At 63.1% G+C, this 24,418-nt stretch carries 25 protein-coding genes, 1 other RNA gene and 1 pseudogene; 12 read left to right on the top strand and 15 right to left on the bottom strand.

Features of this window, described 5'->3' with window-relative positions:
- Positions 1-270: 270 nt before the first annotated feature.
- Positions 271-747: an Lrp/AsnC family transcriptional regulator gene (locus CQ050_RS29990; RefSeq protein ID WP_105560471.1), complete on the bottom strand. Its 477-nt coding sequence runs from the start codon at positions 745-747 to the stop codon at positions 271-273.
- A gap of 156 nt (positions 748-903) precedes the next feature.
- Here CQ050_RS29990 and hppD point away from each other — a divergent pair, with 156 nt between their 5' ends.
- The gene (gene hppD, locus CQ050_RS29985) at positions 904-2,016 is read left to right on the top strand and encodes a 4-hydroxyphenylpyruvate dioxygenase (protein WP_105560470.1); all 1,113 of its coding nucleotides are present in this window, start codon (positions 904-906) and stop codon (positions 2,014-2,016) included.
- A 158-nt stretch (positions 2,017-2,174) separates the two neighbouring features.
- On the opposite strand, the gene msrA is transcribed toward hppD, so the two are convergent.
- From msrA to ilvD, 3 genes are all read right to left on the bottom strand, one after another.
- Positions 2,175-2,729 (bottom strand): peptide-methionine (S)-S-oxide reductase MsrA, encoded by a 555-nt coding sequence (gene msrA / locus CQ050_RS29980; RefSeq protein WP_105560469.1) that lies wholly within the window; start codon positions 2,727-2,729, stop codon positions 2,175-2,177.
- A 77-nt stretch (positions 2,730-2,806) separates the two neighbouring features.
- Positions 2,807-3,142: a c-type cytochrome gene (locus CQ050_RS29975; protein ID WP_105560468.1), complete on the bottom strand. Its 336-nt coding sequence runs from the start codon at positions 3,140-3,142 to the stop codon at positions 2,807-2,809.
- The gene (gene ilvD, locus CQ050_RS29970) at positions 3,126-4,811 is read right to left on the bottom strand and encodes a dihydroxy-acid dehydratase (RefSeq protein ID WP_105560467.1); all 1,686 of its coding nucleotides are present in this window, start codon (positions 4,809-4,811) and stop codon (positions 3,126-3,128) included. The genes CQ050_RS29975 and ilvD overlap by 17 nt, the downstream gene beginning before the upstream one ends.
- A 133-nt stretch (positions 4,812-4,944) precedes the next feature.
- Here ilvD and lgt point away from each other — a divergent pair, with 133 nt between their 5' ends.
- The gene (gene lgt, locus CQ050_RS29965; RefSeq protein ID WP_105560466.1) at positions 4,945-5,733 is read left to right on the top strand and encodes a prolipoprotein diacylglyceryl transferase; all 789 of its coding nucleotides are present in this window, start codon (positions 4,945-4,947) and stop codon (positions 5,731-5,733) included.
- Here lgt and CQ050_RS29960 read toward each other — a convergent pair.
- From CQ050_RS29960 to CQ050_RS29945, 4 genes are all read right to left on the bottom strand, one after another.
- Positions 5,708-6,466: an SIMPL domain-containing protein gene (locus CQ050_RS29960; RefSeq protein WP_105560465.1), complete on the bottom strand. Its 759-nt coding sequence runs from the start codon at positions 6,464-6,466 to the stop codon at positions 5,708-5,710. The genes lgt and CQ050_RS29960 overlap by 26 nt on opposite strands.
- A 105-nt stretch (positions 6,467-6,571) precedes the next feature.
- A non-coding RNA gene (ssrS, locus tag CQ050_RS29955) (6S RNA) lies at positions 6,572-6,754 on the bottom strand.
- A 32-nt stretch (positions 6,755-6,786) separates the two neighbouring features.
- The gene (locus CQ050_RS29950; protein ID WP_105560464.1) at positions 6,787-7,098 is read right to left on the bottom strand and encodes a cell division protein ZapA; all 312 of its coding nucleotides are present in this window, start codon (positions 7,096-7,098) and stop codon (positions 6,787-6,789) included.
- A complete protein-coding gene (locus CQ050_RS29945) occupies positions 7,098-7,544 on the bottom strand; it encodes a hypothetical protein (protein WP_199196963.1) in 447 nt (148 codons plus the stop codon). Before CQ050_RS29945 ends, CQ050_RS29950 begins: the two co-directional genes overlap by 1 nt.
- A 479-nt stretch (positions 7,545-8,023) precedes the next feature.
- Between CQ050_RS29945 and CQ050_RS29940 the strand changes: the two genes are divergently transcribed.
- The 4 genes from CQ050_RS29940 (at position 8,024) to CQ050_RS29925 (ending at position 12,769) form a co-directional block, all read left to right on the top strand.
- A complete protein-coding gene (locus CQ050_RS29940; RefSeq protein WP_105560463.1) occupies positions 8,024-8,488 on the top strand; it encodes a tripartite tricarboxylate transporter TctB family protein in 465 nt (154 codons plus the stop codon).
- 13 nt (positions 8,489-8,501) lie between these two features.
- Positions 8,502-10,007: a tripartite tricarboxylate transporter permease gene (locus tag CQ050_RS29935; protein ID WP_104145126.1), complete on the top strand. Its 1,506-nt coding sequence runs from the start codon at positions 8,502-8,504 to the stop codon at positions 10,005-10,007.
- 193 nt (positions 10,008-10,200) lie between these two features.
- Positions 10,201-11,805, top strand: a complete 1,605-nt coding sequence (locus tag CQ050_RS29930; protein WP_105560462.1) for a gamma-glutamyltransferase family protein — start codon at positions 10,201-10,203, stop codon at positions 11,803-11,805.
- A gap of 58 nt (positions 11,806-11,863) precedes the next feature.
- Complete coding sequence (locus CQ050_RS29925) at positions 11,864-12,769, top strand: NAD(P)-dependent oxidoreductase (RefSeq protein ID WP_105560461.1); 906 nt, start codon at positions 11,864-11,866, stop codon at positions 12,767-12,769.
- Positions 12,770-12,856: 87 nt separating this feature from the next.
- Here the strand turns inward: CQ050_RS29925 and CQ050_RS29920 are convergent, their stop codons facing one another.
- Positions 12,857-13,486, bottom strand: a complete 630-nt coding sequence (locus CQ050_RS29920; RefSeq protein WP_105560460.1) for an FMN-dependent NADH-azoreductase — start codon at positions 13,484-13,486, stop codon at positions 12,857-12,859.
- A gap of 203 nt (positions 13,487-13,689) precedes the next feature.
- Here CQ050_RS29920 and CQ050_RS29915 point away from each other — a divergent pair, with 203 nt between their 5' ends.
- On the top strand, positions 13,690-14,622 hold the full coding sequence (locus CQ050_RS29915) for a LysR family transcriptional regulator (RefSeq protein ID WP_105560459.1): 933 nt from the start codon (positions 13,690-13,692) through the stop codon (positions 14,620-14,622).
- Here CQ050_RS29915 and CQ050_RS29910 read toward each other — a convergent pair.
- The 6 genes from CQ050_RS29910 to CQ050_RS29885 all read right to left on the bottom strand — a co-directional run bounded on the left by CQ050_RS29910 (position 14,619) and on the right by CQ050_RS29885 (position 20,667).
- Positions 14,619-15,548: a glyoxylate/hydroxypyruvate reductase A gene (locus CQ050_RS29910; RefSeq protein ID WP_105560458.1), complete on the bottom strand. Its 930-nt coding sequence runs from the start codon at positions 15,546-15,548 to the stop codon at positions 14,619-14,621. The genes CQ050_RS29915 and CQ050_RS29910 overlap by 4 nt on opposite strands.
- Before the next feature lie 110 nt (positions 15,549-15,658).
- A complete protein-coding gene (locus CQ050_RS29905) occupies positions 15,659-17,188 on the bottom strand; it encodes a tripartite tricarboxylate transporter permease (protein WP_105560457.1) in 1,530 nt (509 codons plus the stop codon).
- Between the two features lie 6 nt (positions 17,189-17,194).
- On the bottom strand, positions 17,195-17,674 hold the full coding sequence (locus tag CQ050_RS29900) for a tripartite tricarboxylate transporter TctB family protein (protein ID WP_006225989.1): 480 nt from the start codon (positions 17,672-17,674) through the stop codon (positions 17,195-17,197).
- A 214-nt stretch (positions 17,675-17,888) separates the two neighbouring features.
- A complete protein-coding gene (locus CQ050_RS29895) occupies positions 17,889-19,421 on the bottom strand; it encodes a sensor histidine kinase (RefSeq protein WP_233214364.1) in 1,533 nt (510 codons plus the stop codon).
- On the bottom strand, positions 19,422-20,114 hold the full coding sequence (locus CQ050_RS29890; RefSeq protein ID WP_006225987.1) for a response regulator: 693 nt from the start codon (positions 20,112-20,114) through the stop codon (positions 19,422-19,424).
- Positions 20,095-20,667, bottom strand: a complete 573-nt coding sequence (locus CQ050_RS29885) for an RNA pyrophosphohydrolase (protein WP_006217428.1) — start codon at positions 20,665-20,667, stop codon at positions 20,095-20,097. Before CQ050_RS29885 ends, CQ050_RS29890 begins: the two co-directional genes overlap by 20 nt.
- A gap of 65 nt (positions 20,668-20,732) precedes the next feature.
- Here CQ050_RS29885 and CQ050_RS29880 point away from each other — a divergent pair, with 65 nt between their 5' ends.
- The 5 genes and pseudogenes from CQ050_RS29880 to CQ050_RS29860 form a co-directional block, all read left to right on the top strand.
- Positions 20,733-22,463 (top strand): proline--tRNA ligase, encoded by a 1,731-nt coding sequence (locus CQ050_RS29880; RefSeq protein WP_105560456.1) that lies wholly within the window; start codon positions 20,733-20,735, stop codon positions 22,461-22,463.
- 57 nt (positions 22,464-22,520) lie between these two features.
- On the top strand, positions 22,521-22,943 hold the full coding sequence (gene ybgC, locus CQ050_RS29875; protein ID WP_105560455.1) for a tol-pal system-associated acyl-CoA thioesterase: 423 nt from the start codon (positions 22,521-22,523) through the stop codon (positions 22,941-22,943).
- Positions 22,944-22,945: 2 nt separating this feature from the next.
- Entirely contained in the window at positions 22,946-23,626 is a 681-nt protein-coding gene (tolQ, locus tag CQ050_RS29870) for a protein TolQ (protein ID WP_006225984.1), read from the top strand.
- Positions 23,626-24,087 (top strand): ExbD/TolR family protein, encoded by a 462-nt coding sequence (locus CQ050_RS29865; protein WP_006225983.1) that lies wholly within the window; start codon positions 23,626-23,628, stop codon positions 24,085-24,087. Before tolQ ends, CQ050_RS29865 begins: the two co-directional genes overlap by 1 nt.
- Before the next feature lie 39 nt (positions 24,088-24,126).
- Positions 24,127-24,418: pseudogene (locus tag CQ050_RS29860) on the top strand (protein TolA); the annotation flags it as partial.

Here is a 24,418-nt window from a genome sequence, read left to right as displayed (position 1 = left end):
GTGTCCGTTGGGTTGCCCCGGGATGCCCTTGCTTTGCCTGTTGTGCTTGCTTGGCCCCGCCGTTCAAAAAACTGTCTGAACTGCGAAGGAGCGAGACTATAGCACAGAAAATTCGCTGTTCCTGGCACGTATGACGCCTGTTTTGCAGAAACATGAATTTTTTAGGGACACACTCGTCTTCATGGCCTCTGCCCCGCTATATACAGAGGGGCACGACAGACCCGTGCTGGGCGTGCCGTCTTCCCTCTTATATATAGAAGGGCACTCTCATCAGATCCGTAGCTCCGTGGTTTCCTTGATTTGCTGGAGGGCGAAGAACGACCGCATGTCGATGACTGCCGGGTGGCGCATCAGCGTGTCCATGGCGAAACGGGAAAAGTGAGCCAGGTCGGCCACCTGAATCCGCAGCAGGTAGTCCATGTCGCCGGACATGGCATAGCACTCGACCACTTCCGGCCAAAGCTGCACGTCGCGGGCGAAGTCGCTCATTGGGGCATGGCTCGACCCGCTGTGCTTATTTAGGCGGATGTTCACGTAGGCCAGCAGCCCCAAGCCCACCTTTTCGGCATCGATCAGCGCGACGTACTTCTTGATGAAGCCTTTTTCTTCCAGCCGCCGGACCCGGCGCAGGCAGGGACTGGGCGACAGGGAGACGCGATCCGCCAATTCCTGGTTGCTGAGGCGCCCGTCCCTCTGCAATTCAGCCAGAATCCTTAGATCTGTCCGATCCAGCTCAATATCCGACATTTTTTGCCCTTATATTTTCCAATACGGCAATATTATTGCCCAGAACACCCAGTTTCACGACATGTTTGCAATTGTCTGCCTGACGTTCCTTCCTACAATGTCTGCCTAGACTTGAACAACAAGTCGTCCTGAAAAATGATGCAAGGGAGCAAACACATGAGCAGCGCTTTCCAACCCTGGGACAACCCGATGGGCACCGCCGGGTTCGAGTTCATCGAGTACGCCGCGCCGGATCCCGCCGCGCTGCGCAAGGTATTCGAACTGTTGGGCTTCAAAGCCATCGCGAAACACCGCCACAAGGATGTGACCCTGTACCGTCAAGGCGGCGTCAACTTCCTGATCAATGCCGAGCCCGATTCCTTCGCCCAACGTTTCGCTCGCCTGCACGGCCCGTCGATCTGTGCGATCGGTTTCCGTGTGCAGGACGCTAATGCCGCCTACAAGCGCGCGCTGGAATTGGGCGCCTGGGGTTTCGATTCCCACAGCGGCCCGATGGAATTGAACATTCCGGCCATCAAGGGAATCGGGGACTCGCTGATTTATCTGGTTGACCGCTGGACGGGCAAGGAAGGCCACGGCGGCATCGGCGACATCAGCATCTATGACGTGGACTTCGTGCCGGTCGATCCGGGCAACGCGCAAGCCGACCTGAATCACCGCGGCGCCGGCCTGACGCTGGTGGATCACCTGACGCACAACGTGCACAAGGGCCGCATGGCGGAGTGGTCGGAATTCTACGAGCGCCTTTTCAACTTCCGCGAAGTGCGCTACTTCGATATCGAAGGCAAGGTGACGGGCGTGAAGTCCAAGGCGATGACCTCGCCCTGCGGCAATATCCGCATTCCCATCAATGAGGAAGGCACGGAGGAAAAGGGCCAGATCCAGGAATACCTGGACCTGTACCGCGGCGAGGGCATCCAGCACATCGCCATGGCCACCGATGACATCTACAGCACGATCGAAGCGCTGCGTGAATCGGGCGTGGTGTTCCTGGATACCCCCGAAACCTATTACGAACTGCTGGACCGCCGCCTGCCCAACCACGGTGAAGACGTCGCGCGCCTGCAGAAGAACCGCATCCTGCTTGACGGCGCCCCCGGCGGCGGCCTGCTCTTGCAGATCTTCACCGAAAACCAGATCGGGCCGATCTTCTTCGAGATCATCCAGCGCAAAGGCAACGATGGTTTTGGCGAAGGCAATTTCAAGGCTCTGTTCGAATCGATCGAACTGGACCAGATGCGCCGTGGCGTGGTGAAGAACGTCGACTAACTGCTTCCCCCGCCGGCGTTCGGTGCCTGGCACTGGCGCCGGCTTTGAAGCCTCACCTGGTGGTGAGGTTTTTTTTGTCCAAAAAAAGCCCCCTTGCGGGGGGCAGCGAGCATGCGCGGCATGAGCGCCTTTTTTTTTGCCCCTCGGGCCGCTGAGATTCAGCGCTGCAGGCGGTCCTGGAACTGCTTGCGGAACTTGGCCACCTTGGGTGCGATCACGAACTGGCAGTAGCCTTGTTCGGGATGCAGGGCGAAATAATTGCTGTGATAGTCCTCTGCCTGCCAGAACTTGACGGGCGCCAACAGCTTGGTGACGATCGGCGCGTCATAGACCTTCTGGGCTTCGACTTCGGCCATCACGGCCTCGGCTTGTTCACGTTGGGACTCGTTCTGCCAGAAAATCGCCGATTCGTACTGGGGGCCGACGTCATTGCCCTGGCGTCCCGGCGTGGTGGGATCGTGAGTGGCGAAGAAGACGCGAAGCAGGTCGCTGTACGAGAGTTCAGCGGGATCGAATTCCACGCGCGCGACCTCGATGTGGCCAGTGTCCTTGCCGCACACTTGCTCGTAGGTGGGATTGTCCACGTGCCCGCCGCTATAGCCGGGCAGCACGCTTTTGACGCCCTTCAATTCGGTGAAGACCGCTTCGACGCACCAGAAGCAGCCACCGCCAAGAACGGCGACTTCATTGCCCGGAGATGCTTGTTCTGCCATGACGATTCCTTTCTGTAGACGGCCGCTTGCCTGCGGCCGGCGCCCCCGGCTTCATGCGCGGGGCATAGACAATAAGACTACTGCTTGGGCGGCGCCAGCGACAAGATCCATTCGGCCAGCAGGCGGGCGTCTTCCTGGCTGACATGCGTTTGCGCGGGCATGGGCACGGCGCCCCAGGCGCCGCGGCCGCCGCCACGGATCTTCCCAGCCAGGTAATCCACCATGGCGTCGCCCTGCCCCGCATAGCGTTCAGCCACGCTCTTCAAGGGTGGCCCGACGCGCTTGGCTTCCACTTGGTGGCATGCCATACAGGCTTTGCTCTTGGCCAGGTCCAGGCCAGTGGTTTGCGCCTGAGCCACGCCGGCGCCCAAGACGCCGGCGATGGCCACCCACAGACTAATCTTCAAATGCATCGGTTACTGCCCCACGGCTCGCGGTGCTGGCGAGCTTGCCGAACTTGGCGAGCACACCGCGTGTATAACGCGGCTTGGGTTGAACCCAGGCCTGTCGACGAGCCGCCAGGTCTTCGTCGCTGATATTGAGCTGCAACAGCAGCTTGTGGGCATCGATGGTAACCGAATCGCCTTCCTGTATCAGCGCGATCGGACCGCCCACGAAGGCCTCTGGCGCGACGTGGCCGACGACCATGCCCCAGGTGCCGCCGGAGAAGCGACCGTCAGTGATCAGGCCCACGGTTTCACCCAGGCCCTGCCCGACCAGCGCCGAGGTGGGCGCCAGCATTTCGCGCATGCCCGGACCGCCCTTCGGGCCTTCATAGCGAATGACCACCACGTCGCCGTCCTTGATCTCACGCGCCATGATGGCCGTCATGGCGTCGTCTTCGGAATCGAAAACGCGCGCAGGGCCGGTCATGACGGGATTCTTCAGGCCCGTGATCTTGGCCACGCAGCCTTCCGGCGACAGATTGCCTTTCAGGATGGCCAGATGCCCTTGTGGATACAGGGCGCGGTCGAGCGGCATGATGACGTCCTGGTCCGCGCGCGGCGCATCCGGCACATCCGCCAAGGTTTCCGCAATGGTCTTGCCGCTGATCGTGATGCAGTTACCGTGCAGCAGCCCGGCGTTGAGCAGCACCTTCATGACCTGCGGAATGCCGCCCGCGCGGTGAAGGTCGGTCGCAACATACTTGCCGGACGGCTTCAGGTCGCAGAGCACGGGGACACGCCTGCGGATGCGTTCGAAATCGTCGATGGTCCACGGCACTTCGGCGGCGTGCGCGATGGCCAGGAAATGCAGTACCGCGTTGGTGGAACCGCCGGTGGCCATGATGACCGAGACGGCGTTTTCGATGGACTCACGCGTGATGATGTCGCGCGGGCGCAGGTTGCGTCGGACCGCGTCCACCAGCACCCGCGCCGATTCCGCGGCCGAGACGACTTTCTCGTCGTCTTCGTTGGCCATCGTGCTGGAGTACGGCAGGCTCATGCCCATGGCCTCGAACGCCGAGCTCATGGTGTTGGCCGTGTACATGCCGCCACAGGAACCGGAGCCGGGGATAGCGCATTTCTCGATCTGCTTGAAATCCGCTTCGGGCATGCGGCCCATCGTGTATTCGCCCACGGCTTCGAAGACCGAAACGATGGTGAGGTCGTTGCCCTTGTAATGGCCCGGCTTGATCGTGCCGCCATAGACGTAGATGCCCGGCACATTGGTGCGCGCCAGCGCGATCATGCCGCCCGGCATGTTCTTGTCGCAGCCCCCGATCACCACCACGCCGTCCATCCACTGGCCCTGCGCGGCGGTTTCAATACAGTCTGCGATGACCTCGCGGGAGACCAGCGAGTACTTCATGCCCTCGGTGCCCATCGACATGCCGTCGGAAATGGTGGGTGTGCCGAATACCTGGGGATTGGCGCGCGAGGCCCGGATGGCGTCGATGGCGGCATCCGCCAGACGCTGCAGGCCGCTGTTGCACGGCGTGATGGTCGAATGGCCGTTGGCCACGCCGATCATGGGGTTTTCGAAATCGGCTTCCTGATAACCCAGCGCGTAATACATGGCGCGATTGGGCGCGCGCGCGACACCGTGGGTGATATGGCGGGAACGTTCATTGTTCGGCATGGTCTGTCTCTCCTGTCGGCCGTCGGGGCGCGGACATGGCGAACGCACCCAAGGAAGCTGGCTCGCTTGCATGCATGCGAATCTTCAGTGCTCGCCGGTTATTATCATTCAACTTTATTGTGTCGGGCAGAACATGCTGCAATATCCAAAATTCGACCCCATTGCTTTGCAGATCGGGCCGCTTGCCATCCACTGGTACGGCCTGATGTACTTGGCGGGCTTCGCCCTGGTGTACCTGCTTGGCCGACGCCGCATCACCAGCGGCCACACCACGTCGCTGAACGTGCGGGACCTGGAAGACCTGATCTTCTATAGCGTGCTGGGCGTGGTGCTGGGTGGCCGGTTGGGCTATGTGCTGTTCTACAAACCCGGGTACTACCTCGCCCACCCGCTGGAAGTGGCGTACCTGTGGCAAGGCGGCATGTCGTTCCACGGCGGCCTGATTGGCGTGATCCTCGTCATGCTGCTGTTCGCGCGCAAGAAGAAGCTGCCGTTTTTCGCGGTCAGCGACTTCATCGCCCCGTTGATCCCGCTGGGCCTGGGTTTCGGCCGGCTGGGCAACTTCATCAATGGCGAACTGTGGGGCCGGCCGACCGACGTACCGTGGGCCATGGTGTTCCCCGACAGCGGCGACGGCTTGGCGCGCCATCCCTCCCAGCTGTATGAGCTGGGCCTGGAAGGCATTGTGCTGTTTGCGCTGCTGTGGTGGTTTTCGAGCAAGCCGCGTCCACTTGGACAGGTGAGCGGGCTTTTCCTGATGGGTTACGGAACGTTCCGCTTCCTGGTGGAATTCACCCGCGAGCCGGACAATTTCCTGGGTCTGCTCGCGGGGGGATTGAGCATGGGACAGTGGTTGTCCCTGCCGATGGTCGCCTTGGGCGCCATCATGTTCGGCCTTACTGCAAAACGATCGTCCCGTTGACGGCGATGCTGACCGTGACGTCTCCCGCTTCCAGCGGGACGTCAGGGCTGTAGCCGCCAGAGGCGTCCTTGGCCATGGCCGCGGCGCCCAGCATGCGCGGCATCGGCACCGGGCCGCCCGAACCGCCCAATTCCAGCTTGGACAGGCGATAGCCCGAGAACCCGAACGCGTTGGCCGCTGCCAGCGCGCGGTCCTTGAAGGCTTGGGCCGCTTCTTTCAGCAACTTGCGCTCTTCGGCCTCGCGCGCTTCGCGCGACAACGAGAAGCTGATGTTGGAAATGGCGGTCTTGTCCGACAGCTTGGACGCCAATGCGGCGGCGGCCTCGAAGTCTTTCGACTCAAGCACCACTTCACCCTGGCCACGCCAGGTGCCGATCTTTCCCTTGCTGTTGGTGTTGGGCCAGACGTTGTAGCCGCCCGTGCGGACGTCCACGCCCTTGGTGTCGCGCGCGCGCTTGACGACATCGTCCAGCGCCGCGGTCAATTTCTTGCCGGCGGCCGGCTGATCCGGCGCTTCGACCTCAGCGGACAACGAAATGCGAACCGTGTCGTGCTTGACCTCGGAAGACGCGGTTGCCTGCAACGTCATTTCGGGCGAGCGATTCGCGGACGATTCCGTGGCAACAGGCGCGGCGGGCGCTTGCGCGTAAACGGGTTGAACGGCAGCGATGGCGGCCACGGCTGCGCACGCTGCGCCGAGTTTCGTCAGCGAAAAAACAGGGTGTTTAAACATGGACGGGTCCTAGGAGGGAGGACAAAGGGGGAGGACTGGAGGGGCAAGGGGGGGGATGGTGAAGCGCCCGACGCGGACCTGCGCTTAGGGCAGGCCCGCTGGGATAAATGCCCCGCCTGTGCCGTCAAGGCCGGCATCTCGAACCCTAAGGTAAGAGGTGGTCGCGTTCCGCAGAGCGTCGGGTTCGTCTACGAGAGACGATCACTCCAGCTCTACACTCCCGCAACCATATGCCGAAAGCATAGGTTCAGAGAATGTATGGCCTAGTCACGGACACGGCAGGGACAAACTGAAAATTCTTGAATACTGCTTATGAACGGTTAGAGCAGTTTTTCCTGACCCGATAAGGCGTCATCGAGTACTGCGTTCATGTCCTCAATTCTACGCTTGAAGTCGCCGACTGCCAAACCGCCTAGCGGACCATCAGGCGCTTTCATCGCGAGAAGCTCGCCCGCGACCTGCAAAGCCGCCATCACGGCGATGCGCTCGTTGCTGGAAATCTTGCCCGACCCCTGGATGCGCAGCATCAGTTGGTCGACATGGCGCACCGCTGCCATGAGCGTGGGCTTCTCTTCAGCGGAGCAGGCCAGGGAGTAGTCGCGTCCCAATATGGTGACATCTACGCGTTCCATCAGTGTTGCTCTCCAGACGGTGCGCCCGGCAAGCGGGCGAGCACGGCGTCGATGCGCTCGCGGGCCGCGGCGGCGGCCACGCGCAAGCGCTGTAGTTCAGTGTCGCGAGTTTGCAGGTTGCCCTGCAGTTCGGTTTCCCGGGCGGAGAAACGCGATTCAAGCGACTGGCGTTCGGTGGACTCACGGGCGAGCTGCTCGCGCAAGGCGGCTTCGGCCTGCTGGGCCTGCTCGAGCATCGCGGTGACCGCGCCATCGTGATCCTGAAGCTTGCTTTGCAGCGTGACGATCTCGGCCTCGCGCTCGGCGGCGCGCTGCTTCAGCACACGCTGTTCAGCTTCGAAGTCATTCAGGCGGAGGCGCAACGCGTCACGCTCTGCGTGGAGTTGGCGGGTGCGTTGCACCAGTTGCCCGATTCGGGCGGCGAGTTGGTCTAGATCTTGCAGCATGGGCGCTATCGTAAACCATCCTGAGTTCAATCGGGCCTCTTCACGCGCGTTGAGAAACCCGGCAATATTCGGTAGGAAATAGGCGCGTGATTCCGGCGGCGCAATGCCAGCCGATGACAACCGCGGAAATGTCGCCCCCCTCGTCCAAATTCCCCGCATCCGGCCGATCCGGCTTTCGCATTTCTTTCTATAAACTTTCACTTAGCTTTCAAAAAGCCCTCAATCTTCCCGCGCCGTTACATCTGGGGATCGGGAGTACCCGAATTCTAGGGAAAACCCCAGGCTTTCACCGAGCTTACAGGGTTTCCAGCGTGGCAGGCGTCCATTACCATTCGCCCTTTCAAGAAACCACGCCGTCGCTTTCAGAAGAACTAATGGCACCCCGAAGTGCCTTTTTTGTGCCTGTCACTCGCCTTTCGGCGGGTCCCATCCGGCTACAAACTTTTTATCTACATGCTGTAAATAGGAGCCAACCAATCATGCAGCTACGCAATCGACAGGACTTCTGGTCTGGGGTGATGTTCATCGCCCTCGGACTGGGATTCGCCTGGCAAGCCAGCAGCTATCAAATGGGTACTGCAGCCCGTATGGGCCCAGGGTATTTTCCTTTCTGGCTAGGCATTGTTCTGGCTTTGCTGGGCGCCATCGTGCTGCTTGGCTCGCTTTCCAAGAAAGCGCACGAAACGCACGTCGAAAAGTTCGACTGGCGCATCGTTTTTCTGGTCGTGGGTTCGGTGGTCTTGTACGGCTTCATCCTGAAGCCGCTGGGCATCTACCTTTCGGTATTCATCCTGGTTGTCGTAAGCAGCCTGGCCAGCCATGAGTTCAGCTTGAAGGTCGCCGTCGCCAACGCGATCTTCCTGGTGGTGTTCTCGTATCTGGCATTCGTCAAGGGGCTGGGGCTGATCTTCCCGCTGTGGCCGTCCTTTCTGGGCATGAACTAAGGAGCAACCGGTCATGGAATTGTTTGACAACCTGATGTTGGGCTTCTCGGTGGCGTTCACGCCCGAGAACCTGGCCTACGCACTGCTGGGCTGCATTCTGGGTACGCTGATTGGCGTGCTGCCGGGTATCGGCCCCGTCCCGACCATCGCGATGCTGCTCCCGATCACGTATGTGTTGCCCCCGATTGCCGGCTTGATCATGCTTGCAGGCATCTATTACGGCGCGCAATACGGCGGTTCGACCACGGCCATTCTTGTGGCGCTGCCAGGGGAAACGTCCGCGGTGGTGACGGTGCTGGACGGTCACCAGATGGCCCGTAACGGCCGTGCTGGCGCCGCCCTGGCTATCGCCGCACTGGGCTCGTTCTTTGCCGGTTGCGTGGCCACCCTGCTGTTGGCCGCCTTCGCGCCCCCGTTGGCTGAAGTGGCTTTCAAGTTCGGCCCCGCCGAGTACTTCTCGCTGATGTGCCTGGGTCTGGTCGGCGCCGTGGTGCTGGCTTCCGGCTCGCTGCCCAAGGCGATCTCGATGATCATCCTGGGCCTGCTGCTGGGCATGGTCGGCACCGACGTCAACTCGGGCGTTGCCCGCTTCGACTTCGGCATCCCCGAACTGCAAGACGGTATCGACTTCGCCATCGTGGCCATGGGTGTGTTCGGCTTTGCCGAAATCATGACCAACCTGGAGCAGAAGGAAAACCGCGTCGACATCACCGACAAGATCGGCTCGCTGTACCCGAACAAGCAGGAATTCAAGGAAGCTGCTCCCGCCGTGCTGCGCGGAACGGCCCTGGGTTCGGCCCTGGGTATCTTGCCGGGCGGTGGCGCCGTGCTGTCGTCGTTCGCGTCCTACACGCTGGAAAAGAAGATCTCGAAGAATCCGGAACGCTTCGGCAAGGGCCACCCGGCCGGCCTGGCAGGCCCGGAATCGGCGAACAACGCCGCAGCCCAGACTTCGTTCATCCCGCTGCTGACGCTGGGTATCCCCGGTAACGCCGTGATGGCGTTGATGGTCGGTGCAATGACCATCCACAACATCCAGCCCGGCCCGCAAGTCATGACGAGCCACCCCGAGCTGTTCTGGGGCCTGATCGCCTCGATGTGGATCGGCAACCTGATGCTGGTGGTGCTGAACCTGCCGCTGATTGGCCTGTGGGTCAAGCTGCTGAAGGTGCCCTATCGCATCCTGTTCCCGGCGATTCTGGTGTTCTGCACGATCGGTGTGTATTCGTTGAACTACAACTCGTTCGACATCTTCACCACGGCAATCTTCGGCGTCATCGGCTACGTGTGGTCGAAGCTGAAGTGCGAAGGCGCGCCGCTGCTGCTGGGCCTGGTTCTGGGCCCCATGATGGAAGAGAACTTCCGCCGTGCATTGCTGCTGTCGCGTGGCGATTTCAGCACCTTCGTAACGCGTCCGCTGTCGGCTTCGCTGCTGGCCGTGGCAGCGTTCCTGGTGATCCTGGTGGCGCTCCCCGCCATTCGCAAGAAGCGCGAAGAGACCTTCGTCGAAGAAGAGTAAAGCGCAGGCCGCTGCCTTGCGGCGGCGGTCAGGCCTTTCCAAAAACCCCCGTGGCGTGCCCCGGGGGTTTTTCTTTGCGCGGCCAGAACGTATTCCTGGAAAAAGCTACTAATAACTACAACACACTACTAAGCGTAGGGCCTTTCCCGGCATCTACGTTAAGCTACGGGTTTACCCCACGCGATTATTCGGCATGAATTTCGACTGGAAAAACCCCTACCCCACCACCCGGATTCCGGTGTTCGCTCGCAACGTGGTCGCCACGTCGCAACCGCTCGCCGCGCAGGCAGGCTTGCGGATCCTGGCCCTTGGCGGCAATGCAGTGGACGCGGCCATTGCCGCGGCCGCCACGCTGACGCTGACCGAACCCGTCAGCAACGGTTTGGGCTCCGACTGTTTCGCCATCGTCTGGGACGGTTCGAAGCTGCATGGCCTGAACGCATCCGGAACGGCTCCGTCCGCGTGGAACGTGGACTACTTCCGCCGCAAGCACCAAGGCGTGATCCCGATGCGCGGCTGGGACAGCGTGACCGTGCCGGGTTGCGTGGCCGGATGGGCGGCGCTGCATGAAAAACTGGGCGGCCTGGCGTTTGCCGACGTGCTGGCGCCTGCCATCGAATACGCGGAACGCGGCTACGCCGTGTCACCCGTGGTCCAGGAAAAATGGGCGGCGCAAGCCGACATTCTGCGACCGCAACCCGGGTTCGCCGAACATTTCCTGCCACGCGGCCGCGCGCCCCACATCGGCGAGCACTTCGTGCTGCCGAGCGCCGCGGCAACGCTCAAACGTATCGCCGCGAGCGGTGGCCGCGACTTCTATGAAGGCGAGACCGCCCACAAGCTGGTGGCGCACGCGCAGGCGCACGACGCCGCGCTGACCCTGGCGGACCTGCGCGACTACGCGCCCGAGTGGGTGACGCCCATCGGCCAGACGTACCGCGGCCATACGCTCCATCAGATCCCGCCCAACGGGCAAGGCATTGCGGCATTGATCGCACTGGGCATCTTGCAGAATTTCGATCTGGCGTCCCGCCCGGTCGACCACCCCGACACCCAACACCTGCTGATCGAAGCCATGAAGCTGGCGTTCGCGGATGTCTATTCCCATGTGGCCGATGCGCGCCATATGCGGATGACGCACGAACAGATGCTGCGGCCGGACTACCTGGCGGAACGCGCGCGGATGATCGACCCCAGGGTGGCCCAGGCTTTCGCTTCCGGCCATGCCCCCCAAGGCGGCACGGTCTACCTGACCGCCGCGGACAAGAACGGCATGATGGTCAGCTTCATCCAGTCGAACTACATGGGCTTCGGCTCCGGCGTGGTGGTGCCAGGCACGGGCGTCAGCCTGCAGAACCGCGGGCATTGCTTCAGCATGCAGCCCGACCATCCCAATGTGGTGGCGGGCGACAAGCGCCCCTTCCATACCATCATCCCCGGCTTCCTGATGCGCGACGGCGCCCCCGTCATGAGTTTCGGCGTCATGGGCGGCAATATGCAGCCGCAGGGGCAAGTGCAGACGCTGGTGCGCATGCTGGACTATGGCCAGCAGCCGCAGGCCGCCTGCGACGCGCCGCGCTGGAAGTGGAACCAGGGACTGGCAGTGGACGTGGAAGCCGGCCTTGCGCCGGCCGTGGCGCAGGGCCTGCGCACGCGCGGCCATGTGCTGGAAGGCATCGACGACCCTTATATGGACTTTGGGTCGGGTCAGTTCATCTGGCGGTTGGGCGACCCGGCGGTGGATGGCTATGTCAGCGCCAGCGACAGTCGGCGGGATGGACTCGCCGCCGGCTTTTGATTGCGTTAAGGTTGATGTCCTGAGACTGACCTTACCCACATAGAGCGGAGTCCCCTGCATGGCAACGATCGGTACCAAGAGCTACGACGCGGTCGTAGCCCAGAAAGTCGCTTTCCTCGGATTGGGCGTCATGGGCTTGCCCATGGCCGGTCACCTGGCCCGCGCCGGACACGACGTGACCGTCTACAACCGCACCCCCGCCAAGGCGCAGGCCTGGGCCGCCGAGTTTCATGGCCACCATGCCCCCACGCCGCGCGAAGCGGTCGCGGGCGCCCAGATCGTCTTCGCCTGCGTGGGCAATGACGACGATCTGCGCAGCATCGTGCTGGGTCCGGACGGCGCGTTCTCGGGCATGGCGCCGGGCGCCGTGTTTGTCGACCACACGACCGCATCGGCCGATGTGGCGCGCGAACTTTACGCGCAAGCCAAGGAACTGGGCCTGAACTTCGTGGACGCGCCGGTTTCGGGCGGACAGGCGGGCGCCGTCAACGGCGTCCTGACCGTCATGTGCGGCGGCGAGCAAGCCGTTTTCGACGCGATCAAGCCGGTGGCGCAGAGCTTTGGCCGCGCCGTCACGCTGGTAGGCCCGCCGGGCGCGGGGCAATTGGCCAAGATGGTCAACCAGATCTGCATCGCCGGCATCGTGCAAGGCCTGTCGGAGGCGGTGGCATTCGGCCAGGCGGCCGATCTGGACATGAAGCTGGTGCTGGACGTGATCAGCAAGGGCGCCGCGCAAAGCTGGCAGATGGAGAACCGCGGCGGCACCATGGTCGACGACAAGTTCGAGTTCGGCTTTGCGGTGGACTGGATGCGCAAGGACCTGGGCCTGGTGCTGGCCGAGGCGCGCAACAACGGCGCCCGCGTGCCGGTGACGGCCCTGGTGGACCAGTTCTACGGCGACGTGCAGAAAATGGGTGGTGGCCGCTGGGACACGTCCAGCCTGGTGAAGCGCCTGCGCGACTGAACGGGCATCGCCCTGCCCCTGGCAAGACGGTGCGGCGGCAAACAAAAAGGCGAGCCTGGAAGGCTCGCCTTTTTGTCGTCCATGCCGTTACGCGGCCAGGTTCGCCTGCGCGGTTTGCCGCAGCAGCGCATCGATGCGCTGCTTGGCCAGCGTCACGCCTTCCAGCGCGGCCACTTCACCCATCGCCATGCCCTCGGCCGCGATGAACGTCACGTCGTTCATGCCCAGGAAGCCCAGCATCTGACGCAGATACGGCGTCATGGTGTCAGACGGCGTGCCCTCGGCCTTGCCGCCGCGCGCCGTCAGCACGAACACCTGCTTACCCTTGACGAGACCCTCCGGCACGCCTTCGGGCGTATAACGGAACGTGACGCCGGCACGGGCCAGATAGTCCAGATAGCTCTTGAACTGCGCGGGCAGATTGAAGTTGTACACCGGCACGGCGAATACGATGCGGTCCGCTTCCATCAGTTCGGCGACCAGCGTGTCGCTGAGTTCGACGATGCGTTGCTGCTCTACGCTGCGGGCATCGGCCGGGGTGAACAGCGCGCCGGCGGTGTTGCCGTCGAAGTACGGGATCGGCTGCGCGCCGATGTCGCGCACCTTGACGGTGGTAGCCGGGTTGGCTTCTTTGACGCGCGCAATCAGGTGATTGGCCAATTGCTTGCTGTTGGAACGGTCGCCGAGAATCGAGGAAAGGATAACGAGGGTCTTCATTGCAAATATCTCCAGTGGTGGCCCGCCTGTACGCGGGCGGTCAGGACCTGTCAGCGCCACGCCCGGCGCTTCAAGAGGGCCGGACCGGAGCTTGCCGCCGGGTGGCGTTGGCAGATCCCGAATGCATGGGCTCACTGTAGATCGGTTCATTGTTTACATAAACCGGGGTATGATGAACTGTACGTTCCACAAATAGAACAATCATGCAAGATCTTAACGACCTCTATTATTTTTCCCAAGTCGTCGAGCAAGGCGGCTTCAGCGCGGCGGCCAGAGCGCTGGATATCCCGAAATCCCGCCTGTCGCGCCGGATCTCGCATTTGGAGGAAAGCCTGGGCGTCAGGTTGCTGCAGCGCACGACGCGCCGCCTGCGGCTGACCTCGGCCGGTGAGCGCTACCTGCACTATTGCCGCGAGATGGCCGCCTCGGCGCGAGCCGCCGACGATGCCATGCGGCAATTACAGTCAGAGCCGACCGGCCCGGTGATCGTGAGCTGCCCCGTTTCCATTGCCCAGGATGTGCTGGCGCCGATCCTGCCCGAATTCCTGGATGCGTGGCCGGCGATTTCCGTACAGCTGCTGGTGACCAACCGGCGTGTGGACCTGATCCGTGAAGGCGTCGACCTGGCGCTGCGCGTGCGCACCAAACTGGATACGGACGCGGAACTGGTGGTCCGCCATCTGGGATCGGCGCGGGGCACGCTGGTGGCCAGCCCGGGATACCTGCAACGCCACGGCACGCCCGACACGCCGCAGGATCTGGCGTCCCACACGACCTTGAGCTTTTCCGATCCGCAGCACGACGTGCGATGGCCGCTGGTGAACGATAAGGGCGAAGAAGTCCAGGTCGAGCTGAAGCCGCAACTGTCCTGCAACGACTTCATCGTGCTGACCGAAGCCGCGGTGCGAGGCCGGGGCATCGCGTTGCTGCCGTCGATCGCGACGCAGGAAGAACTGCGCCGCGGCCAGTTGGTGCCGGTGCTTGCGCAATGGCAATCACCGGAAGGCATCGTGCACTGCATTTATCCGTCGCGGCGGGGCATGATGCCCGCCGTCCGGACGTTGCTGGATTTCCTGTCGCAACGACTGCCGACGATGTATCAACGGCTGGAAAAAGCCGTCGCGCCCGCAACTTAGTAGCCGCGCGTGCGTTCGACGACGCCGGTGATGGATTCACCGCGCATCAGTTGAGCGACCTTGCCCGCGATCTGCTCGATGCTTTCGTCGCGCAGCGTGCGCGCCGCGATGTGCGGCGTGATATGAACGCGCGGGTCGCGCCAGAACGGATGGTCGCCGGGCAAGGGCTCGGTATGGAACACGTCCAGCGTGGCGCCGGCGATCTCGCCCTCTTCCAGCATCTGTACGAGGTCTTCTTCAACCAGGTGTTCGCCCCGGCCGACGTTGACCAGATGCGCTTGCGGCAACAACTGCGACAGCGTTTCGCGGTTGAGGATGCCGCGCGTGTCCGGCGTGAGCGGCAGTACGTTCACCAGAAAGCGCGTGCGGGCCAGGAATGCTGGCAAGGCGGCTTCTCCGGCAAAGGATTCCACGCCCGGGATTTCGCGCGGCGTGCGGGACCAGCCTGCCACGGGATAGCCAAAGTCGGCCAGGGTCTGCGCCACGCGCGCGCCCACCTGGCCCAGCCCCAGCACGCCGACGGGCCAGTCCTTCTGCCGCGTGCCTTCGCGGGTATCCCAGTGCTGGCGCGCCTGTGCTTGGTCAAACGCTTCGAAATCGCGCGAGACGCGCAGCAGCGCGTACAAGGCGTATTCGGCCATCTGCACCGACATGCCCGCATCTTCCAGGCGAACGATCCGCACGTGCGGGGGGATCTCGGGCATCTTCAGCAGCGCGTCGACGCCCGCGCCCAGATTGAACAGCGTCGTGATGCCGGTCTCGTGCTTGAACAATTCCACGGGCGGACGCCACACCAGCGCCACCTCGGCGCCAGACGGCGGACCGTCGGGATTCCACACGGAAATGCGGCATCCGGGCATGGAGGCTTCCAGGAGCGGCACCCAGACGTCGGAATCATGGAGAGGGCAGGCAAAGAGAATGTGCATGGTGGCGGTTCTGCAAGGCTTTTCGGAAGCCTCAAGCATGCAGGATGGCGCCTCACAAATCAAACGGCCCGGCAGATCGCCGGGCCGTTCGACCGCGCCGGGAAAGACGCTTACGCGGTTTGCGGAACTTCAGGCTTGCCTTTGCCCTTGCCTTTGCCGCGACGCACGAATGCCCACACCTGCAGCAGGATCAGCAAGGCGCTTGCGCCGATGAACCAGGCGCTGATCGGGCGCTGCACAAACACGGCCAGGTCGCCGCGCGACAACAGCAGCGCGCGGCGGAAGTTCTCTTCCACCATCGGGCCCAGCACGAAACCGAGCAAGATGGGCGCCACGGAAAACTCCAGCGTCATCAGGATAGCGCCGATCACGCCGAAGGCGAGCACTTCCCATATCTGAAAGAGACTGTTCTGCGTACTGAACACGCCCACCGCGATGAAGAACAGCGCGGACGGGAACAGATAGCGGTACGGCACCTGCAACAGCTTGACCCACACGCCGATCAGCGGCACGTTCAGCACCATCAGCAGCACGTTGCCCACCCAGAAGCTGGCGATCAGGCCCCAGAAGATGTCCGGATGCTCGGTGATCAGCTGCGGGCCGGGCTGGATGCCCTGGATCAGCAAGGCGCCCAGGATCAGCGCCATCACGGCGTCGCCAGGGATGCCCAGGCTCATCGTCGGGATGAAGTCGACCTGCGTCTTCGAATGCGACGACGCTTCCGGCGATGCCACACCGGCGATCATGCCGGTGCCAAACTTCTCGGGCGTGCGCGAGATCTTGCGTTCCAGCGCGTAGGCCACGAACGTCGTGATGGTCGGACCCGTGCCCGGCATGGCGCCGAACAATGTGCCGACCGCCGTGCCGCGCACCATCGGCCAGAACGCGGTCTTCAATTCCTGCTTGCTGGGCCGCATGTCGCGGATGCGCAGCTTGGCGCCGCTGCCGATGATGGTCATGCGATTGACGCTCATCAGAAAGTCGGCCACGCCGAACAGGCCCATCGAGATCGCCACCAGTTCCAGGCCGTCCGACAGGTCCAGCAAGCCGAACGAGAAACGGATCGTGCCCGTGTTCACGTCGGTGCCCACCACGCCGCACATCAAGCCGAACAGCGTCATTGCCACGCCTTTCAGCGGTGAGCCGCGCGACATCGTCGCGCCGGCCAGCAGGCCCAGCAGCATGATCGAGAAGATCTCGGTGGGGCCGAACTTGAACGCCACTTCAACCAGCAGCGGCGAGGCGAAAATCATGACGATGATGCCGACCGACGCCGCGAAGAACGAACAGATCATCGTGATGCCCAGCGCGGTCCCCCCCTTGCCTTGTTTAGTCAGTGGATAACCGTCAAGGCAGGTGACCGCGTGCGGCGGATGCGAAGGCAGATTGAGCAGGATGGCGCCGATGGCGCCGCCGTATTGGGAACCGTAGAAAATGCCGGCCAGCATCAGGATCGCAGGCACGGGCTGCATCACGTAGGTCAGCGGCAGCAGGATGGAAATCGCCGACAAGGCGCCCATGCCCGGGAGCACGCCGATGAGGTTGCCCACCAGCACGCCGAAGAACGACCACATCAGGTTGTGCCATTGGAACGCGACGCCGAAGCCGTACCAAAGGTCCATCAAAGATTGAGAGATCATGGCGCTTCAACCCCAACGAAACAGCGGCAGCTGCAATTGCAGCGCCCACCAGAACACGACGACCGCGATCGCGGACATCGCGAGCGACAGCAGGATGGCTTGCTTGATGGTGTTCTTGCGATCACCCAGCGCCGAGATGAAAACAATGGCGAACGTGGCCGGCAGCAGGCCGCCGTAGTGGCCCAGCAGCAGGAAGGCCAACGTGCCTAGCAAGATGCAGGCGCTGCCGCGAAAGTCGGGCAGCCCGTGCGCATGGCCATCGCCTGGCGCGGGCGGCGTGGCCTCGCCCGAACGCGCGGACATGGCGATCAGCACGCCCGTCAGGGCCAGCAGGCCGCCGAGCGCAGCCGGGAAGAAGCCTGGCCCCATGTGGCTCAAGGTGCCGATGTGGTAATCGGTGCCTCCGTATATCGCCCCCAACCCGATCAGGACCATCAGCGCGCCGCCGTAGTAGTCCTTCCTGTTGATATTTTTTTGCACTTCCATCCTCCTTCTGGTGCAGGACCGTGCCGGCCCTGGATGCGCAGCTCGAAACGAGCCGCGCCCGGCCCTTAACAGCGAGCCGGTGCGCAGATTACGGAGGGAAGCTGCTAATCCGCTTTCTATGCGCTGTCGCCATCCTGAATTCGGGGGTTATCCCTGAGAGGAGGCGATGCGGCGTAGCGGGGAAAGCAGAAAAAAATTTGAAAGCCTGCCGGCTTTATTGGTCGCCCTTGAGCTCGACATCGGCAGGACGCGGGTATTGCGAGACGGTGGCGCCCAGCGGCAGCCACAGCACCGAGGCCAGGCCCACCCCGCCCTGCGCGTTGGGTTCGCCATCGCGCAATTCGATGTCGCCGTCGTTGCGGCGAGCGTAGGCGCGCGCAATCGCCAGGCCCAGGCCGGAGCCCGAGGAGGTGACGGGCTTGTCCGTGCCGACCCGTTCGAAACGCGCGAAGGCGCGGCCCCGCAGGTCGGGATCCAGCCCCGGACCGTTGTCCGACACCGCGACTTCGGCCCGGTTTTCCAGCCGGCAGACCGACACGGTGATCTGCGCGCCGACAGGCGCGTAATGGATGGCGTTGTGCACCAGGTTGGATAAGGCTTCGTGCAGTTCGGCTTCGCTGCCCAACACCGGCACCGGCGTATCCAGCCCTTCTTCGGAACCCGCCTGGACCCAGCCCAGGTCTTGCTGCTTTTCATGTGCCAGCGGCAGGTATTGCAAGACGACTTCGCGCGAGACCGCGTTCATGTCCAGCAACTGGCGCGGCAACTGATCGGCCTGGTTGGCGTGCGCCAGGGACAGCAGTTGCTCGGTCAGGCGGCGCGTGCGCCCCAACTGGTCGACGATGGCGCGCAGGCCCTCGCGCATGCGGGCCGGGTCGCGTTCGCGCAGCGCGTACTGGGCCTGCGTCAGCATGATGGCCAGCGGCGTGCGCAACTGATGCGAGGCATCGGCCAGGAAGTGCGACTGCTCGTCCAGCACGCGGCGATAGCGGGCGATATGGTGGTTGACGGCGTCGACCAGCGGCGACACTTCGTTGGGCACGCGCGAGGCGTCCAGCGGGGTCAGGTCGTCGGGGCGACGGTTGCGGATATCGACACGCAGGCGGCGCAGGGGCTTCAAGGCCCAAGACACGCCCCACCAGACCAGCAGCACCACCAGCGCCAGCATGCGCGTGTCGCGCAGGATTTCCTGGCGCCGCGCATTGTTTTCGGCTTCGATCCGCTTGCCGGTGCTTTCCGCCACCACGACCAGGACCTGGCGGTGCAAGCCCTGGTAATAGAGATCACGCACGACCGCGACCACCCGCACCGGATCATTGCGGTAGACGCCGTCATAGAACACGGGTTGGCCGTTTGAGCGCGGCCAGCTCGGCGGGCGCGGCATTTCAGGCATGCCCAGCAGCGTCTTGCCCTGGTCGGTGGGCACGGGTGCGCCGTCGGGTAGTGGCGGGTCGATCTGTTCGATGCGGAAGTACTTGCGCAGCCCCGCGCGGGACTCGAGCATCACCTGCGCATACAGCGGCGTGGCCACCTGGAGGTTGCCGTCAGGCGTGAATTCCAGGCTGCTTTCCAGTACGCGGGCAGGTTCCACCAGCGCGCTGTCATAGGCCTCGTTGGTGATCTCGGACAGTGTGCGGTAGTCGTTCAGGCTGTCGATGACCAGCAGCACCACCACGCCGGGCAACAGCAGGATGATCAACAGCGCGCGGATGCCGACGCGCGGCAACCCGGGGATCCGCAAGCTCACTCAGGATTCCGATGCCGCGGACTCGCTGGTGACGCTTTCCAGCATATAGCCCAGGCCGCGCACGGTGACGATGCGCACGTCGCTGCCGGCCAGCTTCTTGCGCAGCCGGTGCAGCACGACCTCGATGGCGTCGGGATTGGCTTCGCTGTCGTGCGTGAAGACCTTGCCGAACAATTGCGATTTGTCCACCGGGTAGCCGCTGCGAGTCAGCAGCGCCGCCAGTGCGGCGTGTTCGCGCGGGGTCAGGAACAGCAAGGAGCCGTCCAGCGTGAAGGCACGGCTTTCGCTGTCATAAGACAGCGAGCCGCATTGCAGGCGCGGATGCTGGCGGCCGCGGCTGCGACGCACCAGCGCGGTCAGCCGTGCTTCCAGCTCTTCCAGCGCGAAGGGCTTGGTCAGGAAATCGTCGGCGCCCAGATTCAGCCCGCGCACGCGGTCCTGCAGTGCGCCTTGGGCGGTCAGCAGCAAGACCGGCGTGCGGTCGTCCCGGTTGCGCATCTCGCGCAGGACGACCAGGCCGTGCTTGTCGGGCAGACGCAGGTCCATGACGATGGCGTCATATTCCGTGCCCGCCATGAATGCCTCGGCGGTGCGTGCATCTGCCGCATGGTCCGGCACGAACCCGCTCTGGGCAAGCGCGCGCATCAACCAGGACGCCATGTCCCGTTCGTCTTCAACCAACAATATGCGCATGACCGTCCGTTCCTTCGGGCAAATTCTCTGCTGCCCGCTGTCCGTGCACGCGTTGGCGCAGATAGCGGGTTTCGTGATGACGCCGAAAGAGGATCGCCGACAACTCGTTCAACGCCTGGGTATAGACATCGCGCTTGAACTCGATCACGGCGTCCAGGGGTACCCAATACTGGCTCCAGCGCCAGGCATCGAATTCCGGATGCTGCGTCGCGCGCAAGCACACATCGCTGTCACGTCCCACCAGGCGCAACAAGAACCAAATCTGTTTTTGTCCTTTATAGTGGCCACGCCACTCACGCCGGACGAAGTGATCGGGCACGTTATAACGTAACCAATCGCGTGTACGCCCCAAAATACGGACATGCTCGGGCTTCAAGCCCACCTCTTCATGGAGTTCGCGATACATGGCCTGCACCGGGCTTTCGCCATATTTGATGCCGCCCTGGGGGAACTGCCATGCATGTTCCCTGATACGCTTGCCCCAAAAGACCTCGTTTCGACTGTTGACGAGAATGATGCCGACATTGGGGCGGTAGCCTTCGCGGTCAAGCATGGGCCACCCCCACCGAATTCAATACAATTACAGTCGATTATACGTATCTGCTGCCACCTTTAAACATGCGCGCATCCAACTACCACATCAACACCCTCAAAGAAGCCCCTTCCGAAGCCGAAGTCGCCAGCCATCAGCTGATGACCCGGGCCGGGATGATCCGCAAACTCGCGGGCGGCATCTACACCTACATGCCCCTGGGCCTGAAGATCATCCGCAAGGTCGAGGCGATCGTCCGGGAGGAAATGAACGCCTCGGGCGCCATCGAGCTGCTGATGCCGGTGGTGCAACCCGCCGAGCTCTGGCAGGAATCGGGCCGCTGGGAGCAATACGGCGCCGAACTGCTGCGCATCAAGGACCGCCACCAGCGCGACTTCGTGCTGCAGCCGACGTCCGAGGAAGTCATTACCGACATCGCGCGCAATGAAATCCACAGCTACCGCCAGCTGCCGCTGAATTTCTATCACATCCAGACGAAGTTCCGGGACGAACGCCGCCCCCGCTTCGGCCTGATGCGCGGCCGCGAATTCACCATGAAGGACGCCTATTCCTTCGACCGCGACGAAGCCGGCGCGCTGAAAAGCTACGACACCATGTACGCGGCCTACATGCGCATTTTTGGCCGCCTGGGCCTGGAATTCCGCGCGGTGGCGGCCGACACCGGCTCGATCGGCGGCACCCGCAGCCATGAATTCCAGGTCATCGCCGACACCGGTGAAGACCTGCTGGTCTATAACGCCGACACCGACTACGCCGCCAACATCGAACTGGCGGAAGCCGTTGCCCTGTATCCGGTGCGCGGTGAAGCCACGCAGGCCATGGCCGACGTGCCCACCCCGGGCGCGGCCAAGTGCGAAGACGTAGCCAAGCTGCTGGACCTGCCGCTGGAAAAGACGATCAAGTCGATCGTCCTGGCCACCGACGGCGACAAGGGCCGCGTCGACATCTGGCTGCTGCTCTTGCGCGGCGACCACGAACTGAACGAAATCAAGGCGAGCAAGGTGCCGGGCCTGGCGGGCTTCCGCTTTGCCACGGAAACCGAGATCGTCGAGCATTTCGGCTGCAAGCCCGGCTATCTGGGTCCGGTCAAGACGGCCAAGCCGGTGCACGTGATCGCCGACCGCACGGTCGCGAACATGGCCGATTTCGTCTGCGGCGCGAACAAGGAAGATTTCCACACCCGGGGAGTAAACTGGGGCCGCGACCTGCCCGAGCCCGAGCTCGTGGCCGATCTGCGCAACGTGGTCGCGGGTGACCCGTCGCCGGATGGCAAGGGCACGCTCTCCATCCAGCGCGGCATCGAAGTGGGACACGTTTTCTACCTGGGCAAGAAGTACTCCGAAGCCCTGAAAGCCACCTTCCTGGACGAAACCGGCAAACCGGCCGTCCTGGAAATGGGTTGCTACGGCATTGGCGTGACCCGTATCGTGGGTGCCGCCATCGAGCAAAACCATGACGCCCGCGGCATCATCTGGCCCCGCGCGATCGCCCCCTTCGAAGTGGTGATCTGCCCAGTGGGCTGGGGCAAAAGTGAAACCGTGCGTGACACCGCCCAGAAGCTCTACGAATCGCTGCTGGCACGGGGCGTGGACGTCATTCTGGACGACCGCGATGCGCGCCCGGGCGTGATGTTCGCTGAATGGGAATTGATCGGCGCGCCGCTGCGTGTAACAGTTGGAGAACGCGGCCTGAACGATGGTGTGGTGGAATTGCAGGCCCGTCGGGAAACCGAAGCGGCCAAGATTCCGGTAGAGTCCGCGCTGGAAACGGTGCTGGCGAAGCTGGACACCCTCTAACCTTATAGCTACTACGGACTTTCCGCGTCCCGACCCGCATCACTTCCTATCCGTATCGTGACCGACCCGAAGTCCGCCGAATCCCTCCTGCATGTCCGTGTCTACTACGAAGACACGGATGCGGGCGGGGTCGTTTTCTACGCTAACTACTTGAAATTCCTGGAACGCGCACGCACTGAATGGCTGCGTAACCTGGGAGTCAACCAGTCCGGGCTGGCCGTCAGCGAACAACGTTTATTCGTTGTCCGCTCCTTGGACATGTCCTACCGGAAGCCGGCCAAACTGGACGATTTGCTTACCATACGCAGCCGAGTCACCAAACTGGGCCGCGCTTCGATACACTTCGCGCAGCGCGCGGAACGCGACGGGGAACTGCTTGCCGAAGGCAACATCCAAGTCTGTTGCGTCGATGCCGCCAACATGCGGCCGACGGAACTGCCGACCGATCTCCGCGCCAAACTGGAATCAATTCAGGAATAACCATGCAAGCCACCAGCGACATGTCGTTGCTTTCGTTGATTTCGCACGCCAGCGTGCCGGTCCAGCTGATCATGCTGATGCTGTTGGGCATCTCGATCATGTCCTGGACCTATATTTTCGCCAAGCGGCTTGCGATCAAGCGCGCCCATACGCAAACCCGCCGCTTTGAAGACGATTTCTGGTCGGGCGGCGACTTGTCCATGCTGCAACAGGCCGTGGCCTCGCGCCGCGACGAACAGGGCGCGCTGGCTCGCATCTTCGATGCCGGCATGACCGAATTCCTGAAGGCCCGCCGCGGCAACTCGGCAGGCGACGCCACCGCCCTGCTGGACGGCCCGCGCCGCGCCATGCGCGCCGCCTACCAGCGCGAGATGGATTCGCTGGAATCGCACCTGAACTTCCTGGCATCCGCCGGTTCGGTATCGCCCTACATCGGCCTGCTGGGCACGGTCTGGGGGATCATGCACGCCTTCATCGGCCTGTCGAACATGCAGCAGGCCACGCTGGCCTCGGTGGCTCCCGGTATCGCGGAAGCGCTGATCGCCACCGCGATCGGCCTGTTCGCCGCCATCCCGGCCGTGGTCGCCTACAACCGCTTCACGAATGACATCGATCGCATCTCGATCCGTTTCGACAGCTTCGTCGACGAATTCCTGAACATTCTGCAACGGCAGGTGCGCTAATGCCCTCGGTAAGCTCACGCGGCAGGTCCGGCCGCCGCATGAAGGCCGACATCAACGTGGTGCCGTACATCGACGTGATGCTGGTGCTGCTGGTCATCTTCATGGTGACCGCGCCCCTGATCACGCCCGGCCTGATCCAGCTGCCTTCGGTCGGGGCGGCATCGGATGTGCCCGTGAAGCCGTTGGAAGTCCAGATTTCGGAAGACGGCAAGATCGCCCTGCGCATGCGTGAGCCCGGCGCCACGATGCAGGACATCGCGCGCCCCGAGCTCGTGGCGCAAGTGCGCTCGCGCATTACCGCGGAAACGCCGGTGGTCATCGCCGCCGACGGCAAGGTGCCCTACGAGACGGTCGTGAAGGTGATGGACGAACTGCGCACCAACGGCATCACCCGCCTGGGCCTGCTGGTGGACCAGTCCGCCGCCGGCGCTTCCCAGCCCGCATCCGCGAAAAAACGCTAACGCGACGCCTTCCGCCGGCTTGCCCGGCATGCAACGCCCATGACGCCACCCATAATTCGACACCGCAGCGGCCCGCCGGCCACCCCGCCCAATAACGACAACCGGAATGCGCTCATTCTGGCTGTGGCGGTGCACTTGCTGCTGCTGGTCGCCCTGATTTTCGGCGTGAGCTGGCGCACGGAGGCCCCCGGCCCCGTCGAAGTCCAGCTTTGGGCCGACGGCAATTCGCCCGTCTCCCCGCCTCCCACGCCCCAGCCCGAACAACCCAAGCCGGCCCCCAAGCCCGAGCCCAAGCCGGAGCCTGAAAAGGCGCCCGAGCCGCCGCCTCCGC

The organism is Achromobacter sp. MYb9 (genome assembly GCF_002975275.1).
Classification (GTDB): Bacteria; Pseudomonadota; Gammaproteobacteria; order Burkholderiales; family Burkholderiaceae_B; genus Achromobacter.
The sequence above is the reverse complement of the archived record's forward strand: the minus strand, read 5'-3'. Positions and strand labels throughout refer to the sequence as shown.